Source organism: Kitasatospora sp. NPDC059673 (assembly GCF_042734215.1).
Classification (GTDB): Bacteria; Actinomycetota; Actinomycetes; order Streptomycetales; family Streptomycetaceae; genus Kitasatospora.
In genome coordinates, this window is record NZ_JBHWEN010000021.1 from 103,963 (window position 1) to 120,994 (window position 17,032).

General features: G+C 73.4%; 17 protein-coding genes. 9 read left to right on the top strand and 8 right to left on the bottom strand.

Features of this window, described 5'->3' with window-relative positions; all coding sequences use genetic code 11:
• The first annotated feature begins 117 nt into the window (after positions 1-117).
• From ACFV18_RS23850 to gap, 3 genes are all read left to right on the top strand, one after another.
• Positions 118-681: a DinB family protein gene (locus tag ACFV18_RS23850; RefSeq protein ID WP_380486352.1), complete on the top strand. Its 564-nt coding sequence runs from the start codon at positions 118-120 to the stop codon at positions 679-681.
• A 413-nt stretch (positions 682-1,094) separates the two neighbouring features.
• The gene (locus ACFV18_RS23855; protein WP_380486354.1) at positions 1,095-2,051 is read left to right on the top strand and encodes a GlxA family transcriptional regulator; all 957 of its coding nucleotides are present in this window, start codon (positions 1,095-1,097) and stop codon (positions 2,049-2,051) included.
• 152 nt (positions 2,052-2,203) lie between these two features.
• Positions 2,204-3,202 carry a type I glyceraldehyde-3-phosphate dehydrogenase gene (gap, locus tag ACFV18_RS23860; RefSeq protein WP_380486356.1) on the top strand — a complete coding sequence of 333 codons (999 nt, stop codon included), beginning with the start codon at positions 2,204-2,206 and terminating at the stop codon, positions 3,200-3,202.
• A 94-nt stretch (positions 3,203-3,296) separates the two neighbouring features.
• Here the strand turns inward: gap and ACFV18_RS23865 are convergent, their stop codons facing one another.
• From ACFV18_RS23865 to ACFV18_RS23875, 3 genes are all read right to left on the bottom strand, one after another.
• Positions 3,297-4,493 carry a serine hydrolase domain-containing protein gene (locus ACFV18_RS23865; RefSeq protein WP_380486358.1) on the bottom strand — a complete coding sequence of 399 codons (1,197 nt, stop codon included), beginning with the start codon at positions 4,491-4,493 and terminating at the stop codon, positions 3,297-3,299.
• Between the two features lie 192 nt (positions 4,494-4,685).
• The gene (locus tag ACFV18_RS23870; protein ID WP_380486359.1) at positions 4,686-5,348 is read right to left on the bottom strand and encodes a response regulator; all 663 of its coding nucleotides are present in this window, start codon (positions 5,346-5,348) and stop codon (positions 4,686-4,688) included.
• 100 nt (positions 5,349-5,448) lie between these two features.
• A complete protein-coding gene (locus ACFV18_RS23875; RefSeq protein ID WP_380486361.1) occupies positions 5,449-6,573 on the bottom strand; it encodes a sensor histidine kinase in 1,125 nt (374 codons plus the stop codon).
• Positions 6,574-6,693: 120 nt separating this feature from the next.
• Between ACFV18_RS23875 and ACFV18_RS23880 the strand changes: the two genes are divergently transcribed.
• The 5 genes from ACFV18_RS23880 to ACFV18_RS23900 are packed head-to-tail and all read left to right on the top strand — an operon-like array spanning position 6,694 to position 10,280.
• Positions 6,694-6,882, top strand: a complete 189-nt coding sequence (locus ACFV18_RS23880) for a hypothetical protein (protein WP_380486363.1) — start codon at positions 6,694-6,696, stop codon at positions 6,880-6,882.
• Between the two features lie 5 nt (positions 6,883-6,887).
• Entirely contained in the window at positions 6,888-7,784 is an 897-nt protein-coding gene (locus ACFV18_RS23885) for an ABC transporter ATP-binding protein (protein WP_380486366.1), read from the top strand.
• On the top strand, positions 7,781-8,773 hold the full coding sequence (locus ACFV18_RS23890; protein ID WP_380486368.1) for a transporter: 993 nt from the start codon (positions 7,781-7,783) through the stop codon (positions 8,771-8,773). Before ACFV18_RS23885 ends, ACFV18_RS23890 begins: the two co-directional genes overlap by 4 nt.
• Before the next feature lie 59 nt (positions 8,774-8,832).
• A complete protein-coding gene (locus ACFV18_RS23895; RefSeq protein ID WP_380486370.1) occupies positions 8,833-9,345 on the top strand; it encodes a SigE family RNA polymerase sigma factor in 513 nt (170 codons plus the stop codon).
• Positions 9,342-10,280 (top strand): hypothetical protein, encoded by a 939-nt coding sequence (locus ACFV18_RS23900; RefSeq protein ID WP_380486372.1) that lies wholly within the window; start codon positions 9,342-9,344, stop codon positions 10,278-10,280. The genes ACFV18_RS23895 and ACFV18_RS23900 overlap by 4 nt, the downstream gene beginning before the upstream one ends.
• A gap of 12 nt (positions 10,281-10,292) precedes the next feature.
• Here ACFV18_RS23900 and ACFV18_RS23905 read toward each other — a convergent pair whose 3' ends face one another.
• The 4 genes from ACFV18_RS23905 to ACFV18_RS23920 all read right to left on the bottom strand — a co-directional run bounded on the left by ACFV18_RS23905 (position 10,293) and on the right by ACFV18_RS23920 (position 14,400).
• Complete coding sequence (locus ACFV18_RS23905; protein ID WP_380486373.1) at positions 10,293-11,699, bottom strand: alpha/beta hydrolase family protein; 1,407 nt, start codon at positions 11,697-11,699, stop codon at positions 10,293-10,295.
• A gap of 163 nt (positions 11,700-11,862) precedes the next feature.
• A complete protein-coding gene (locus ACFV18_RS23910; protein WP_380486375.1) occupies positions 11,863-12,639 on the bottom strand; it encodes an ABC transporter permease in 777 nt (258 codons plus the stop codon).
• Positions 12,636-13,664, bottom strand: a complete 1,029-nt coding sequence (locus ACFV18_RS23915; protein ID WP_380486377.1) for an ATP-binding cassette domain-containing protein — start codon at positions 13,662-13,664, stop codon at positions 12,636-12,638. Before ACFV18_RS23915 ends, ACFV18_RS23910 begins: the two co-directional genes overlap by 4 nt.
• A 67-nt stretch (positions 13,665-13,731) precedes the next feature.
• Positions 13,732-14,400: a DUF4097 family beta strand repeat-containing protein gene (locus ACFV18_RS23920; protein WP_380486379.1), complete on the bottom strand. Its 669-nt coding sequence runs from the start codon at positions 14,398-14,400 to the stop codon at positions 13,732-13,734.
• Between the two features lie 224 nt (positions 14,401-14,624).
• Here ACFV18_RS23920 and ACFV18_RS23925 point away from each other — a divergent pair, with 224 nt between their 5' ends.
• Entirely contained in the window at positions 14,625-15,407 is a 783-nt protein-coding gene (locus tag ACFV18_RS23925; RefSeq protein ID WP_380486381.1) for a helix-turn-helix domain-containing protein, read from the top strand.
• A 48-nt stretch (positions 15,408-15,455) separates the two neighbouring features.
• On the opposite strand, the gene ACFV18_RS23930 is transcribed toward ACFV18_RS23925, so the two are convergent.
• Complete coding sequence (locus ACFV18_RS23930) at positions 15,456-16,850, bottom strand: MFS transporter (RefSeq protein ID WP_380486383.1); 1,395 nt, start codon at positions 16,848-16,850, stop codon at positions 15,456-15,458.
• Between the last annotated feature and the right edge of the window lie 182 nt (positions 16,851-17,032).

Below are 17,032 nucleotides of genomic sequence, written 5' to 3' on the forward strand. Positions count from 1 at the left end.
TGCGGCCGGAAACTGACCGCAATGGTCCCTAGTGTGGAACACGAGCGAGCGAGACACCGCGAAGGTGGTGTTGAACTCCGTTGTGGTGAACCGCAGTTGCTATCGAGAGGCGAGACGATGACCGAGACCACCGTCGGCGAGTACCCCGCTGCCACCATCACGGACGAGCGGCTGACCGGGGAGAAGGCCGACCTGGTGGCGGCGCTTCGCGCGGCCCGGCACTTCCTGCGACTGACCGCCCGCGGCCTGACCGACGAGCAGGCCGGGCACCGCAGCACCGTCAGCGAGCTGTGCATCGGCGGCCTGATCAAGCACGTCACCTCGGGGGAGCGGCTCTGGGCCGGGTTCATCGAGTTCGGCCCGTCCGCGATGCCGGACTTCAACAACTTCACCGAGGCCGACTACGAGCGCCGCGCCCAGGAGTACCGCATGCTCCCCGGCGAGACCCTGGCCGGCGTGCTCGCCGCGTACGAGGCGGTGGCCGCCGCGACCGACGAGCTGGTGGCGGGCCTCGACGACCTGGGCGCCTCCCACCCGCTGCCCGCCGCCCCCTGGTTCGACTCCGACGAGCACTGGTCCGCCCGCCGCACCCTGATGCACATCATCGCCGAGACCGTCCAGCACGCCGGCCACGCCGACATCGTCCGGGAGGCCATCGACGGGGCGAAGAGCATGGGCTGAGGACCGGAGCGAGTCGAGGGGCCCGCAGGTCTGACGTGGCGTCAGTTGTGCGGGCCCCGCGTCGTGATCCCGGCGAGGGGCTGGGTGATGCGGTATGTGCTGACGCCGCTGGGGGAGCGGGTGCTGCGCGCGCACTACGCCGACCTGGTCCGGACGGAGGGCGCGGTGCTGGCCGGCGGGCTCGACCGGACGGTGGTCCGGCCGCCCCGGCTCACCGACCAGGCGCTCATCCGGGACCACCGGATCGCGTACGGCCGGAACGTGCATGGTGGCTCGCCGTCTCCCGGGCCGACGTCGCGCACTGCATGCTGCGCGGCCTGGCGGATGCGGAGACGGTCGGGCGGACCCTCGGCATCGCCGACCGAGCGCGAGCGCGTGCCGGGCGCCGGTCGGGCGGCGCCTAGGCTGAAGGGGTGTCTGCTCCTCGTCTGCGCCGCGTGGCCGTCCTGGTCCTGGACGGTGCGAAGCCGCTCGATGTCGGGATTCCGGCGCAGGTGTTCTCCACCCGCGCGAGCATGCCGTACGAGGTGCGGGTGTGCGGGGCGGCGCCCGGGCTGGTGGCGGGCGGGGACGGGCTGTCGTACCACGTGGCGCACGGGCTGGAGGCCCTGGAGTGGGCGGAGTCGGTGTTCGTGCCCGGCTACCGGCATCCCGACCGGGACGACCCGCCGGCCGCCGTGGTCGAGGCGCTGTGCGCGGCGCACGCCGGCGGGGCCCGGCTGGCAGCGATCTCCACCGGGGCGTTCGCGCTGGCCGCCACCGGGCTGCTGGACGGCCGCCGGGCCACCACGCACTGGCACTACGCCCGGGCGCTGGCAGCGAAGTATCCGCGGGTGCGGGTGGACGAGAACGTGCTGTTCGTGGACGAGGGCAGCGTGCTCACCTCGGCGGGCGCGGCCTCCGGCATCGACCTGTGCCTGCACATGCTGCGCCGCGACCTCGGGGTGGCCGCGTCCAACCACACCGCGCGGCGGCTGGTGGCCGCGCCGTACCGCAGCGGCGGGCAGGCGCAGTACGTGCCGCGCAGCGTGCCCGAGCCGATCGGGGAGCGGTTCGCCGCCACCCGGGAGTGGGCGCTGCACCGGCTGGACGAGCCGCTGACGGTGCGGACGCTGGCCCGGCACGCCGCGGTCTCGCCGCGCACCTTCTCCCGGCGGTTCGTCGAGGACACCGGGTACACGCCGATGCAGTGGGTGCTGCGGGCCCGGGTGGACCTGGCCCGTGAGCTGCTGGAACGTTCCGAGCGGAGCGTGGAGCGGATCGCCGCCGAGACCGGGCTGGGCACCGGTGCGAATCTGCGCACGCACTTCCAGCAGATCCTCGGGACCACGCCGAGCGAGTACCGGCGAACGTTCACCAAGGGGGAGTGAAAGCGCTTTCCGGATGCGGAGGGAAAGCGTTTTCCCGTTGGGACGGAGCATTGGCACGATCCTTTCGAACCATGGCACGGACGCCACTGCCACCGGCCCCGGGCGCGAGCGAAAGTGGAGGCGTTCACCCCGCGCACAGAAGGGCCCCTGCCATGACCCGCATCGCCATCAACGGATTCGGCCGCATCGGACGCAACGTGCTGCGCGCCCTGCTGGAGCGCGACAGCAAGCTGGAGGTCGTCGCCGTCAACGACCTGACCGAGCCGACCGCGCTGGGCCGGCTGCTGGCGTACGACACCACCTCGGGCCGGCTCGGGCGCCCGGTGACCGTCGAGGGTGATGTGCTGATGGTGGACGGCCGCCGGATCAAGGTGCTCGCCGAGCGCAACCCCGCCGACCTGCCCTGGGCCGAACTGGGCGTGGACATCGTGCTGGAGGCCACCGGCCGGTTCACCTCCGCGGAGGCGGCCCGGGCGCACCTGACCGCCGGGGCGAAGAAGGTCCTGGTGTCCGCGCCGTCCGCCGGTGCCGACGTCACCCTCGCCTACGGCGTCAACACCGAGGCGTACGACCCGGCCGCGCACACCATCGTCTCCAACGCGTCCTGCACCACCAACGCGCTGGCCCCGCTGGCCGCCGTCCTCGACGAACTGGCCGGTATCGAGCACGGTTTCATGACCACCGTGCACGCCTACACCCAGGAGCAGAACCTCCAGGACGGCCCGCACCGCGACCCGCGCCGGGCCCGCGCCGCCGCCGTCAACATCGTGCCGACCACCACCGGCGCCGCCAAGGCGATCGGCCTGGTGTTGCCGCAGCTGGACGGCAAGCTGTCCGGTGACTCGATCCGGGTGCCCGTCCCGGTCGGCTCGATCGTCGAGCTGAACACCACCGTCTCCCGCGACGTCACCCGCGAGGAGGTGCTCGCCGCCTACCGGGAGGCCGCCGGCGGCAGGCTCGCGGGCATCCTGGAGTACTCCGAGGACCAGCTGGTCTCCTCCGACATCACCGGCAACCCGGCGTCCTCGATCTTCGATTCGGAGCTCACCCGGGTCGATGGCCGCCACATCAAGGTGGTCGCCTGGTACGACAACGAGTGGGGCTTCTCGCACCGGGTCATCGACACCCTGGAGCTGCTCGCCGCGAGCTGACGCCACGCCAGGGGCCCGCGCCGATCGGACGGTGCGGGCCCTTTCGTGGGTTGATCAGGCAGTCAGGCAGTCAGGCAGTCAGGCGGCCCGGTGGTCAGTTGGTCGGCAGGTCGAACGCGGCGGCGGCAACCCGGTACTGGGCCGAGAAGGGGGCGCCCGCGCGGGAGGTCGGGGTGAAGGAGTAGACGAGGTCACGGGAGCCGTCGCGGGTGGCGAAGACCGCGCTGGTGTACCCGGGGCGGCTGCCGGTCTTGCCCCAGAACTCGATGCCGGGGGCGGGGGAGAAACGCATCAGGCCGGTGCTGAAACAGGCCCGGCCGGAGGTGGGGCCGATGTCGCAGTGGTCGTTCTGGTGGTTCGGGACATCGGGGACGGCGAACAGTTCGGCCTGCTGGGCGGGCGGCAGCAGCTTGCCGTGCAGCAGCGCGGACATGAAGCGCTCCAGGTCGGGCGCGTTGGAGATCATGCCGCCCTCGGCCCACGGCCAGGGGCTCTGCCGGGTGACGTCCGCCAGGCCGGTGCTGCCGTCCGGGCGGGTGACGGCGAGGACGGCGTGCGCGCTCGGGTTCGGCAGCGCGGTGTCCTCGGCGTCGGGTGCCCAGGTGTGGTGCAGGCCGAGCGGGCGCAGGATCCGGGCGTTGAGCTCCTGGGCGAAGCTGTGGCCGGTGACCTGTTCGATCACCATGCCCGCCAGGTAGTAGTTGATGCCGTTGTACTGCTGGGCGGTGCCCGGGTCGAACTGCTTCGGGTTGGCCATGATCCGCCTGACCACTTCCTGCGGGGTGAAGCTGTCGCTCGCGTGGGCGGCGAACCACTCCGGGGTGCCGTCGTCGGGGAACTGCCCCTGGCCGGTCGGCAGGCCGCTGGTGTGGTTGAGCAACTGCCGTACGGTGACGGCGGGGTAGTCCTTCGGCAGGGTGTTCGGCGGCAGGTACTGCTGGACGGCGCCGTCCAGGTCGACGCGGTGCTCGGCGACGAGCTGGAGCACCACGGTGGCGGTGAACACCTTGGAGATGCTGCCGATCCGGAATTCCCCGTCCGCCTTCACCGGCCGTCCGGTGGCCGGGTCGCCGGTGCCGGAGGTGCCCGACCAGCGGCCGTCCTCGCCGCCCACCAGCACGACGGCGCTGGTGAGTTGGGCGTTCGGCAGGCCTGCGATGGAGGCGCGCAGCGCGGCCGCGTTCGGCGGGGTGCTGTGGCCGGTGGCGGCCTGCGCCCCGCCGACCGCCCCGGCGGTGAGTCCGGCCACCATCGCCACCGTCATGGCCGTACCCGCCAGCTTGCGACCCATCGCCTTCACGGTCATCCCCCGTGCCCCCAACTTCGTGTCCCGGCCAGTGTTCTGACGTCGAGAAGTGTGGCGCGCGAGGCTGGTCGGGCGGATCCGGGCCGGACCCCGAGCTGCCCCTGATCCGTCCCGGGGAGCGGTCTCGGGGGCGGATCAGGGGCGGCGCTCCTCGGGGCGGGGGCGGCGCTCCTGGGGTCAGGTGGAGGGCCGGTCCATCAGGTGGTGCTGCCAGGCCCAGGCGGCGATCTCGACGCGGTTGCGGGCGCCGAGCTTCTGCTGGACGGCCGTCAGGTGGCTCTTGACGGTGCTGAGGGTGATGAACAGGTCGGCGGCGATCTCCTGGTTGGTGCGGCCCTTGGCGATGGCGCGGACCACCTCGGTCTCGCGGACGGAGAGCGGCCGGCCGGGTGGGTCGGCGGCGGGCGTGGCCGGGGCGGTGAGGCCGCGCAGCAGGCGAAGGGTGAGGGAGGGCGAGATCAGGGCGTCGCCGGCGTGCGCGGCGCGAACCGCCTCGATCAGCAGGGCCGGTGCGGCGCCCTTGAGGACGAACCCGACCGCGCCGGCGTGCAGCGCGCCGTGCACGTACTCGTCGAGGTCGAAGGTGGTCACGACGACCACCCGCAGCGGGTCCGGGACGTCGGGGCCGGCCAGCGCGCGGGTGACGTCGATGCCGTCCAGTCCGGGCATCCGGATGTCGACCAGGCAGACGTCGGGCCGCAGCCGGCGGGCGAGTTCGATCGCCTCGGGGCCGTCGGCGGCCTCGCCGACCACGGTGATGTCGTCCTGGTCCTCCAGGATCAGCCGCAGGCCGCCGCGGATCATCGCCTGGTCGTCGGCGAGCAGGACGCGGATGGTCATCGGGCACCACCGGAGGGGAGTTCGGTAAGGGTGGAGGCGAAGTCGGCTTCGGGGGGCCCGAGTTGGGTGGGCTGTCGGTCCGGGGCGTCGGTTGTGGTGGTCATCGGGCGGCGCCGGCCGGGACGGGGAGTTCGGCGTGGACGGTCCAGCCGCCGGTGGGGGCGGGGCCGGCGGTGAAGGTGCCGCCGAGGGCCTCGACGCGTTCGCGCATGCCGAGCAGGCCGAAGCCGCCGGGGCGCAGGTGGCGGGTGTGGGCGGGTGGGGCGTCGTCCTTGACGGTGACGGTGAGGGCGCCGGGCGGGTGGGCGACGGTGACCTCGGCGGTGCGGGCGTGGGTGGCGTGCCGGGCGACGTTGGTGAGCGACTCCTGGACGATCCGGTGCACGGTGGTGGCGACCTCCGGCGGCCAGGGTGCGGCGTCCCGGTCGGGGAGGTGCAGCTGGACGGCCGGGCCGTGGCCGTCGAACCGCCGTACCAGGGCGGTGAGTTCGGCCGCGCCAGGGGCGGTGGGGGCGGTGCCCGGGGTGTCGTCGGCGGCCCGCAGCAGGCCCACCACCCGGCGCATCGCGGACAGCGCGTCCGCGCCCGCCGTCTCGATGCCGGCGAGGGTCTCGTCCAGTTGCTCGGGGCGTTTGCGGGCGACGATCCGGGCGGCCTGGGTCTGCACCACCACGCCGGTGATGTGGTGGGCCACCAGGTCGTGCAACTCGCGTGCCAGCGCCAGGCGTTCGTCCCGGCGGACGGATTCCGCGGCGGCCCGGCGGCGGTGGTCCAGCAGCCGCAGGCCGAGGCCGGCGGCGAGTGCCAGCGCCCACACCTCGACGCCGATCCGGAACGAGGTGGCCGGGGCCGGGGCCGCCAGCAGGCCTGCCGTCATCAGGGCCAGTCCGGCCGCGCCGAGGGCCGCCGCGGGGCGCCACGGCAGCGTCCGCACCGCCGACCCGCCCAGCACCAGCAGCCCCAGCACCGCTGCCGCGCCCGGCTCGCCGGGCAATCCCGCCGCCCGTGCCACCAGCGCCGCCGCGCCGGCCACGGCCAGGCCCAGGGCGGCCGCCCAACCCCGGTGACGCTCACGCCCCAGCGCCAGCGCGCACACCACCGCACCGGTCGCCGCGTCGAGTGTCCACACCCGGCCCTGCGCCGCGTACTGCGCCGCCATCACCAGCAGCACCAGCGCGAATCCCGCGCCCAGCACCGCGTTTCCCACCATCGCCGTTCGTCTCACGGCCGCCACCGTAGGCGAATGCGCCGCCGCCGCGAACCGGCCGAAAGTACGACCCCGTGCGGCCCGGACCGTACCTTCGGCCGCTGCGGGCGTCTGCCGCCGAACGGGAACGTGGGGCCCATGACCACACCCCTGGCCGGCACCGCACTGCTCGCGGTGGCCGAGAAGACCGAACGCAGTCCGCTGCTCTACGCCTGGTGGGCGCTCCAACTGGCCGTGCTGATCGCCCTCGGCTGGGGCGGGTACCGCCTGGTGCGGGCCTGGCGGGCGCGGCGTGCCGAGCGGGACGCGGAGGACGGGCAGTGGTGACGCCGGTGCTGGAGACCGTCGGGCTCGGCAAGCGCTACGGGCGCCGACTGGCGCTCGCCGACGTCGAGTTGAGCATTCCGGCGGGCCGGGTGGTCGGCCTGGTCGGGCCCAACGGCGCGGGCAAGTCCACGCTGATGCAGCTCGCCTGCGGGCTGATCGGCCCGACCTCGGGCCGGATCCTGGTGCACGGCACCGAGCCCGGCACCCACCCCGACCACCTGGCCCGGGTCGGATACGTCGCCCAGGACACCCCCGTCTGTCCGGACCTCACCGTCGCCGAGCACCTGCGGCTCGGCGCCCGCCTCAACCCGCGCTGGGACGCCGCGCTCGCCGAACGCCGGCTCGCCCGTTCCGGGCTCGACCCCCGGCAGAAGGCCGGCCGGCTGTCCGGCGGGCAGCGCGCCCAGCTCGCCCTCACCGTGGCCGCCGCCAAGCGCCCCGACCTGCTGATCCTCGACGAGCCCGCCGCTGCCCTCGACCCGCTTGCCCGGCACGCCTTCCTCGACCACCTGATGGAGTCCGTCACCGAACTCGGCGCCACCGCCGTGCTCTCCTCGCACGCGCTGCCCGACGTCGCCCGGGTCTGCGACCACCTGGTGGTGCTCGCCCGCGGCCGCGTCCAACTGCACGGCGACATAGGGCCGTTGCTCGACCGGCACGCCCGGGTGACCGGACGTCCCGCCGACCTCGACGCGCTCCTGGCCGACGGCACCGTGCTCACCCGCACCGACCCGGCGGACGGCCCGGCCACCGCCCTGGTCCGCACCGAACGGCCGCTGCCCGCCGGGCCGTTCACCGTCACCGCGCCCGACCTGGAAGAACTCGTCCTCGCCCACCTCGCCCGCGCCGAACGGCCGGGCGGCCGCGGGCCCTCGACCGGTCGATCGGAGGCCCGCCGATGATCTGGCTGACTTGGCGCCAGTTCCGCACCCAGGCCGTGATCGGCCTGGCCGCGCTGCTCCTGCTGGGCGGCTACCTGCTGCTGCTCGGCCTCGACATTCACCACGCCCACCAGGACACCCTCGCGCACTGCGCGGCCCGCGCCGACTGCACCGGGCAACTCGCCGCGTTCGCCGACCGCTACCGGCTGCGCACCGACCTGCTCGGCCACCTGCTGCTGGTGCTGCCCGTCGTGTTCGGCGTGTTCTGCGGGGCGCCGCTGGTCGCCCGCGAGTTCGAGGCCGGCACCCACCGGCTGGTGTGGAACCAGAGCATCACCCGCCGCCACTGGCTGGCGGTCAAACTGGCCGTGGTGGGCGGCAGTTGCACGTTCGCGGCCGGGGCTGTCGCGCTGCTGCTCGGCTGGGCCACCGGCCCCGTCCTCGCCGTCGAGGGCGCGCGCTTCGAACCCCTCGCCTTCGCCGCGCACGGGCTCGTGCCCGCCGCGTACGCCGCCTTCGCGTCCGTGCTCGGGGCCACCCTCGGCCTCCACCTGCGCCGGACCGTCCCGGCGATGGCCGCCACCCTGGCGGTGTTCACCGTCGTCCAGCTGGCCGTTCCGGCCCTGGTCCGGCCGCACTACCGGGCGCCCGAGCGGACCAGTGTGCAGCTGACCGCGCCGATCGTCGCCAAGCTCAGCAAGATCGGCACCTACGGGGACATCGGCGGCCTGCGCGTCCCCGGCGGCCCCTGGGTGATCGACACCAGCGCGATCCTCGACGAGACCGGCGCGACCGTCGGGCACAGCGACTGGTTCCAGGACTGCATGGATCACAGCTCGCTCGCCGAGCTGCCCCGCTGCCTCGCCGACCACCGGATCCACGTGGAGATCACTCAGCAGCCCGCCGACCGCTACTGGACCTTCCAGGCCGTGGAGAGCGCCCTGTTCGCGCTGCTCACCGCCGCCACCGCGCTCCTCGCGGTGCGACGGCTGCGCACCCGAGCCGACTGACCGGAGAATCGATCGGAAGACCTGACAACCTTTCGGATGGGCTCGGGCGTGTGGTCGGTGTGACCCGAGGAACCGAGGACGACCTCTACACGGCATTCGTCGCGGCCGCCTGGCCGCGACACCTACGGACGGCCACCCTGATCACGGGGGACCGGCTCCGCGGCGAGGAACTGCTCCAGGACTGCCTGGTCAAGCTCTATGTCCGCTGGCACCGGATGGCCACCGACGACCCGCACGCCTACCTGCGGCGGATGCTCGTCAACGGTCATGTCAGCTGGTGGCGCCGGCGACGACGGGAGACCCTCACCGCCGAGCTGCCGGACCTGCCAGGCACGCCCGGCGACGAGTACGGCGCGACGGACGAACTCCACCGTGCGCTGCGCTCGTTGCCCGCCCGGCAGCGTGCGGTGGTGGTGCTGCGGCACCTGGAGGACCTGTCCGAGAAGGACACCGCCGCCGTCCTCGGCTGCTCGGTCGGCACCGTCAAGAGCCAGCACTCCCGGGCCTTGGCCCGGCTGCGCACGGCGCTTCCGAAGAACCGCTCGAAGAACGAGGAGGCTGTCAGCCCATGAGCACCAACGAGCACGAGGACCTGTCGCAGGCGCTGGAGGTGCTGGCGGACCGCCAGCTCCCGCCCGGGTCCGCACCCACGGCGGACCTGCTGCGGCGGGGCCGCCGCAGCAAGCGGCTGCGCGCCGCCACCGTGTCCGGCACGGCCGTCGTCGTCGGCGCGGTCGCGATGGGGGCGCTGTTCATCGGCGGCCCGGCGGCCACCTCCTCCGGCATTGGGCCGGCCGCTGCGGCCGCGTCCGGTCCGGAAGCCTCGGGCAAGCCCTCCGGTACGCCGTCGGGCAAGCCCACCGAGTCCTCCAAGCCGTCCAGCCAGCCGTCGGGCAAGCCCACCGAGTCCTCCAAGCCGTCCAGCCAGCCGTCGACCAAGCCCTCGGGCTCGTCCAAGCCCTCCGGCACGCCGTCGACCAAGACCAGCAACAGCCCCGTCCTCAACCCGAGGGTGCAGGAGCTGCTGGCGGCGCGGAACCCGGCCGGCTACCGGATCGCCAGCAGCTACGACGACCCCGACCCGGAGCCCGGATCGGGCGTGCGGTACCGGGTCGCGACGACGGAGACGCTCGTCAACGACGCGACCAACCCCGTGCGGGTCGGTGATCTCCGCATCGAGATCACCCACGTGAAGGAAATGGCGCCCGGGACGACGTACCAGCCGAACCCGAGCTGCGACGCGACGTCCAACTGCACCATCACGCACCGCCCCGACGGCAGTGTGCTGATGGTCAAGCTTCCCCCGGCGGCGGGCGGCATTTACTGGTGGCAGGCCACCCTGTACCGCACCGACGGCAGCCTGGTCACCGCCATCTCGAACAACTCCCCGATGGCGCCGGACGGCCCGATCGATCCGCCGGCCCTCAACGGCGACCAGCTCACGACCCTCGTCCTGGACCCGGTCTGGTCGCACGTGATCGATCAGCTGGTGGCTCAGTTCGGCTGATCCCGTCGCGGGTCAGGGGCGCAGCAGTCCCCAGTACAGCGCCCACGGGACGAACGCCGCGCCCGAGAGCGCCAGGAGTCCGAGCCGCACCCGGACACCGTCCGCCGGGGGGTTGCGGACGGTGGTGGCGACGGTCGTTCCGGCCGCCACCACCGTTGCCACCGCCGCCAGTTGCAGCATCAGCCAGGCGACGGGCCGGCCGAGCAGGACCGGCCCGGGCAGCCCGGCCGCTGTGATCGCCATGAACAGCAGGTAGAGCGGGGTGCCGACGACCGCGAGCGTGCCGGTCAGCGCGGCCCAGCGGGCCGGGCGCGGCACTCCGGCGGGTACGGGGCGGCGGCGCAGCCGGCGGACGGCTCCGGTGGCCAGGTGACCGGCGAAGCCGACCAGGCAGACGGCCGTCAGTGCGGCCTGCAGCCAGGGCCGCTCGTACCAGTGGAGCGGGGCGAGCGGCCGGCTGGCGTACGCCTGCGCGGGGGCGGCGCCGACGGACACCGGCGGCAGGCCGCCGGCCAGGCCGGTGATCCAGCGGGACTCGAACTCGGCGTAGTCGTCCGGCAGTTGGCTCGGGCGGTCGAAGCCGTCGGCGAAGCTGCGCCGGAGGTTGTGGCGGACGTCGGGGATGGTGCGGATGGTGTAGTGCTGGTTGCCCGCGCGGTCCAGGGCGTCCCGGACGATCCGCTCGCTCTCGGCGGGCACGGCCTCCCGGTCCAGCGTTCCCCACTCGGCGAGCACCGGCAGGTGGAGCCGCTCCCAGGCGGGCACCGGGTCGTACTCCGCCTCGGGGAAGAGCCGGGCGGCGGCCAGCTCCCGGATCAGCGTGCTCTGCATGGTCGGGACCAGTGAGCCGGTGATCCCGGCGTGCCGCAGGTACTCCCCGTACGCCCAGGCCTGTTGGCGGGCCGGGCTGAGGCCGACCGCGCCCGCGGTCACCACGAAGGACACCTCGGAGGTCCGTCCGGCGGCCAGCGTGACCACCCAGGCGCCCTCCGAAAGGCCCCACAGGCCGACCCGGTTCGGGTCGATCCCGGGCCGGGAGCGCAGGAGTTGGACGGCGGCGAGGGCGTCGTCGGCGAGGCGGTCGTAGTCGCGGCTGAGGGTCGAGTAGCCGGCGGTCCGTTTGTCCCAGATCAGCGTCGGGATGCCGTGCGCGGCGTAGGCCTCGGCGGCGGGCCGGAGTTCGTCCATGGCGACCGGGCCGGCCCCGCCGACCATCACCAGTCCGGGGGCGCCGCTCGCGCCCGGTGCGGCGATCAGCTCGCCGTGCAGCCGGGTGCCGTCGGCGCTGGTGAACTCGACGGCGGTGTGGGCGAGTTGCTGTCCGGCCTCGGTCGGGGCGGCCGCCGCGGGGGTGGTCGCCGACAGGGCGAGCAGGAAGGCGATCAACCCCAGCAGCCGTGTTCTGTGCTTGTCCCGCATGGTGTGGTCTCCCCGTGGTCGAGCGCGATCGGTCGGATCCACCCTTTCCGATCGCGCGCCGCTGCGGGATGGGGGCGCCACCCGGGTCTGCACGGGGGACAACCCCCGGACATGACACCAGAGCTGACGGGACGTCAGCTCCGAGTCGAGTGCCGGGCGGCGATCACTTGGGCTCACGGTCGAACTGCGAGCGGGACCAGACGTAGCCGAGCACGGTGAGGGCGGCGCACCAGAGCAGCGCGATCCACCAGTTGTTGCCGATGTGGGTGCCGAGCAGCAGGCCGCGCAGCGTCTCGATGGCGGGGGTGAACGGCTGGTACTGGGCGATCGGCTGGAACCATCCGGGCATCGAGTGCAGCGGGACGAAGGCGCTGGAGATCAGCGGCAGCACGATCAGCGGCAGCGCGCTGTTGCTGGCGGCCTCCGCGTTGGGGCTGCCCAGGCCCATGCCGACGGCGATCCAGGTGAGGGCGAGCGCGACCAGCACCAGCAGGCCGAACGCGGCCAGCCACTCCAGCGCGGTGGCGTCGTGCGAACGGAAACCGATGGCCACGCCGACCGCGCCGACCAGCACCACGCTCAGCACCGACTGCAGCACGCTGCCGATCACCCGGCCGAACAGCACCGAGCCGCGGTGGATCGCCATGGTGCGGAACCGGGCGACGATGCCCTCGTTCATGTCCGTCGCCATGGAGACGGCGGTGCCGATCACGGTGGAGCCGATGGTCATCATCAGGATGCCGGGCACCAGGTAGGCGATGTAGGCGTCGCGGCCGGCCCCGCCGCTCATCGCGTCGCCGAAGATGTAGACGAACAGCAGGAGCAGCATCACCGGGGTGAGCAGCAGGTTCAGGGTGAGCGACGGGTAGCGCCGGGCGTGCAGCAGGTTGCGCCGCAGCATGGTGGACGAGTCGCGGACGGCGAGGGCGAACGAACTCATCGGACAGCCTTCTTCGAGGAAGCGGCCTCGGCGGCCGGGGCGGTGGACGCGGTGGGCGCGGTGGCGGACGGGGCGTCGGGCTGGGCGGGGACGGCGGCGGGCGCGCCGGTCAGCGCGAAGAACACGTCGTCCAGGTCGGGGGTGTGCACGGTCAGCGAGTCGGCCTCGACGCCCGCCGCGTCGAGCCGGTCGAGCACCGAGCGCAGCGCGCGCTGGCTGCCGTCGCTGGGGACCAGCAAGGTCAGCGACTCGTCGTCGCGGGCGCTCTCGGCGAGTGCGTCGGCGGCGGACCGGTACCCGGTGGGGTCGGTGAAGCGGAGGCTGACGTGGCCGCCCGGGACGAGGCGCTTGAGCTCCTCGGCGGTGCCTTCGGCGGCGATCACGCCGTTGTGCAGGACGGCGATGCGGTCGGCGAGTTCGTCGGCCTCCTCCAGGTACTGGGTGGTGAGGAAGACGGTGACGCCGCCGGTGACGAGCTCCCGGATGATCTGCCACATGCTGTGCCGGCTGCGCGGGTCGAGGCCGGTGGTCGGCTCGTCCAGGAAGATGATCCGCGGGCTGCCGACCAGCGTCATCGCGATGTCGAGGCGGCGCTTCATGCCGCCGGAGTAGGTGGAGGCGGGCTTCTGCGCGGCCTCGGTGAGATCGAATCGGGCGAGGAGGTCGGCGGTGATCCGGCGGCCCTCCGCCCTGGGCAGGTGGTGCAGGTCGGCCATCAGCAGCATGTTCTCCTCGCCGGTGATCAGGCCGTCGACGGCGGAGAACTGGCCGGTGACGCCGATCGCGGCGCGCACCGCCTGCGGGGCGGCGGCCAGGTCGTGGCCGCCGATCCGGATCGGCCCGCTGCCCGGGCCGGCGGAGATGAGGGTGGAGAGGATCTTGACGGCGGTGGTCTTGCCGGCCCCGTTCGGGCCGAGCAGGGCGAAGACGGTCCCTTCCGGGACGGACAGGTCGATGCTGTCGAGGACGGTCTTGTCCCCGTAGGACTTGCGCAGCCCCTGTGCCGCGATGGCCAGGCCGGTCATGGGAGAGCTCCTTCTGCTGCTGTCGCTGGTGCTTGGTGGGTGTGGCCGGGGCGGTGCGTGGTGGTGGTCAGACGGTGCGGGCGCTGATGTCGCCGTTCTTGGTGGTGGCGCGAATGGTCAGCGCGGGCACGTCGTCGGCGTTGCGCAGCGCGTTGTGGATGCGGCCGTAGGAGGTGTCGGCGTCCAGCGAGGCGGAGACCCCGCGGGCGGCGCCGACGGTGATCGAACCGGACTGGGTGGTGAGCACCAGCTCGCCGCGCACCGCCTCGGCGACGGTGAGGTCGCCGCGCTGGGTGTCGAGCTGCGCGGACCCGGTGAGGCGGCCGACCTCGATGGCGCCGTCCTGGAGGACCAGCCGGCCGCCGGCCGTCTCGTCGAGCTTGACCGCGCCGCGGGCGCTCTCGTAGGAGACCTCGCCGAGCCGTCCCACGCCGCGCAGCTCGGCGTCGGCGGCCTTCGCCTCGACCCGCGAACCGGACGGCAGCTGGACGGTCACCTCCACCGCCCCGCTCGGGCCGAGCAGGCGGTGGTTCGCGGAGGCGGTGACGATCCGCAGCACGCCGTCGGTGAGGACCGCCTCGGTCTGCTCGGCGGCCTGCACGTCGCGGCCCTTCGAGGGGTTCGCGGGGAGCACCTCGACGAGGGTGTCGGTGCGGTCGGCGGCGATCAGGCGGAGGTGGCCGGCCGGGATGTCGATGACGGCGGTGATCGTGGCGGGGGTGTCGAACTTCTGCATCGTGGGCTCCGGCTCGCGTCGTTTCTGATGATGGAAACGCTACGTTGCGTTCATGAAGTCGGCAAGACGGTTATTGCAATCAATCTGCATCTCTGCAGCTCATGGGCAGTAAATCGTTGCAATGGTTCGCGAGATAACGCAACGGAGGGATGGTTGGCGTTGCAATGACTTATAGGTGAACGCTATGCTGGGGCCGTACCGGGAAACCGACCGAGGAGACCGCGATGCCGGGAGGCAGGCTCACCCAGCAGGAACGCCAGCAGATCGCGCTGGGACTGGCCGACGACTTGGCGTACGCCGAGATCGCCCGCCGTCTGGACCGGCCGACCTCGACCATCACCCGCGAGGTCATGCGCAACGGCGGCCCGGGCAACTACCGGGCGGACCTCGCCCACCGCGCCACCGAGCACCGCGCCCAGCGCCGCACGGCACTGCCCCGCGACCCGTACACCGACCGGCCCGCCGACGGGCGCGACCCGGAGGCCGTGCGCGCCTACGAGGAGACCGCCACCACGGTCTTCATGCACTCCGGCATGAGCCGGATGCCCGCCCGGGTGCTGGCCGCCCTGATGGTCACCGACGAAGGCGCCCTCTCCGCGGCCGAACTCGCCCAGCGCCTCCAGGTCAGCCCGGCGTCCATCTCCAAGGCGGTCGCCTTCCTGGACGAGCAGACCATGATCCGTCGTGAGCGCGACGACCGCCGGCGCGAGCGGTACCTGATCGACGGCGACATCTGGTACCAGGCCACCATCGCCAGCGCCCGTGCCAACGCCGCCGTGGTCGCCACCATCCGTGAGGGCATTCCCGTGCTCGGCCCGGGCACTCCGGCCGCCACCCGGCTGGAGAACATCGCGCGGTTCCTCGACTTCGTCTCGGACGGGTTGTTCCGGATGGCCGAGCAGGCCCGGGAAATCCTGTACGTCACGCCCGAGTCGGACACCGAGGCCACCGAGACCGCCGAAGCCGCCGAGACTTCCGAGGACAAGGGAGGCGGCGGCAGGAGCTGAACGGCGGTGCCCGGTCAGGCCTTCCGTCCGGCCGGCCCCTTCGCCCGGTCAGGCCTGTCGCCCGGCCGGGCGCCCCAGGAAGGCGGCGACCACGGCCGCGCCGGCCAGCAGGGCGAGACCGGCGACCAGCAGGGCGAGCCGGGTGCCGGAGCCGTCCCGGGCGGTGTCGGCCAGCGCGCCCAGCACGGCCACGCCGAGCACCGCACCGGTCTGCCGGGCCGAGTTCAGCGCGCCCGAGGCGATCCCGGACTGCTCCCTGGCGACCGCGCCGACCACCGCCGTCATCAGCGACGGGATCGCGAACGACATCCCGAAGCCCAGCACCAGCAGCCCGGCCGCCATCGCCACCCGCGCGGCCGTCGAGTCCGCGGTCGCCGCGGCGGCCACCAGCACCCCCGTGCCCATCAGCAGGAACCCGGCAACGGCCGGGCGGCGGGCCCCGATCCGGCCCACCAGCCGTCCCGTGAAGACCGGGTTGAAGGCGGTCGGCAGCATCAGTGGCAGAAACGCGACACCCGCGCCGAGCGCACTCAGGCCGTGCGCCCGCTGGAAGTGCAGCGAGAGCACGAACAGCACCCCCGACAGCCCGAAGTTCACCAGCAGCCCGGCGAACAGCCCGGAGGCCACCGTCCGTTCGCGCAGCAGGCCGAGCGGCAGCATCGGGGCACGCCGCGCGACCTCCCGGCGGCGTTCGACCGCCACGAACGACCCGCCCGCCACCGCGAACACCGCGAAGCCGCCGAGCACCGGCAGTGAGACCCAGCCCGCTTGCCCGCTCTCGACCAGCGCCCAGGTCAGCCCGGTCAGCGCCGCCACCGCGCAGACCTGACCAGGAAGGTCCACACCCTTCGTCGGACCGGGCCGGTCCACCGGGGCGTGGCGCGCCGTCAGGGCGACGGCGAGTAGCGCCACCGGCACGTTGACCAGGAAGATTGCCGGCCAGCCGAACCGGTCGGTGAGCACCCCGCCCACCAGCGGCCCGGCCGCCAGCGCGCTGCCGCTGATCGCCGCCCACACACCCATCGCCCGGGCCCGGGCCGCCGGTTCGGTCCAGGCGTGCGCGATCACCGCCAGCGAGGCGGGCAGCAGCAGCGCGCCCGCCGCGCCGAGCAGCACCCGCAGGGCGATCAGCGCGCCCATCGAGCCGACCGGCGCACTCGCCCCGGAACAGGCGCCGAACAGCCACAGCCCCGCCAGGAACACCCGCCGCCCGCCGTGGCGGTCGGCCAGCGCACCGGCGGTGAGCAGCAGCGCGGCAAAGCTGAGGGTGTATCCGTTCGAGACCCACTGCAGGCCGCCGAGCGAACCCGACAGGTCCGCGCCGATCGCGGGCAGGGCCACGGTCACCACCGTGGTGTCCAGCATCACCATGAAGTAGCCGAGCGAGAGTCCGAGCAGCAGCAGCCCGTTCCCGCGCCGGGCGTCGGCCTGTCGACCGGGCACAGTCGTCCCCCGAGGGTGTGAGAAGGAGTGGATGCGAAGGCGCGCCGGACGACGGCGGCACCGCGGTTCGCCGGGCCGGTTGTGAGCGGCGGGCGATCACTGAAATTCTTGTCGCGGCACGGTGGTTGAGGAAGCGGGAGGTTCCGATGACACCCATCGCCGGAGCCGATGAAGCCGGGCCG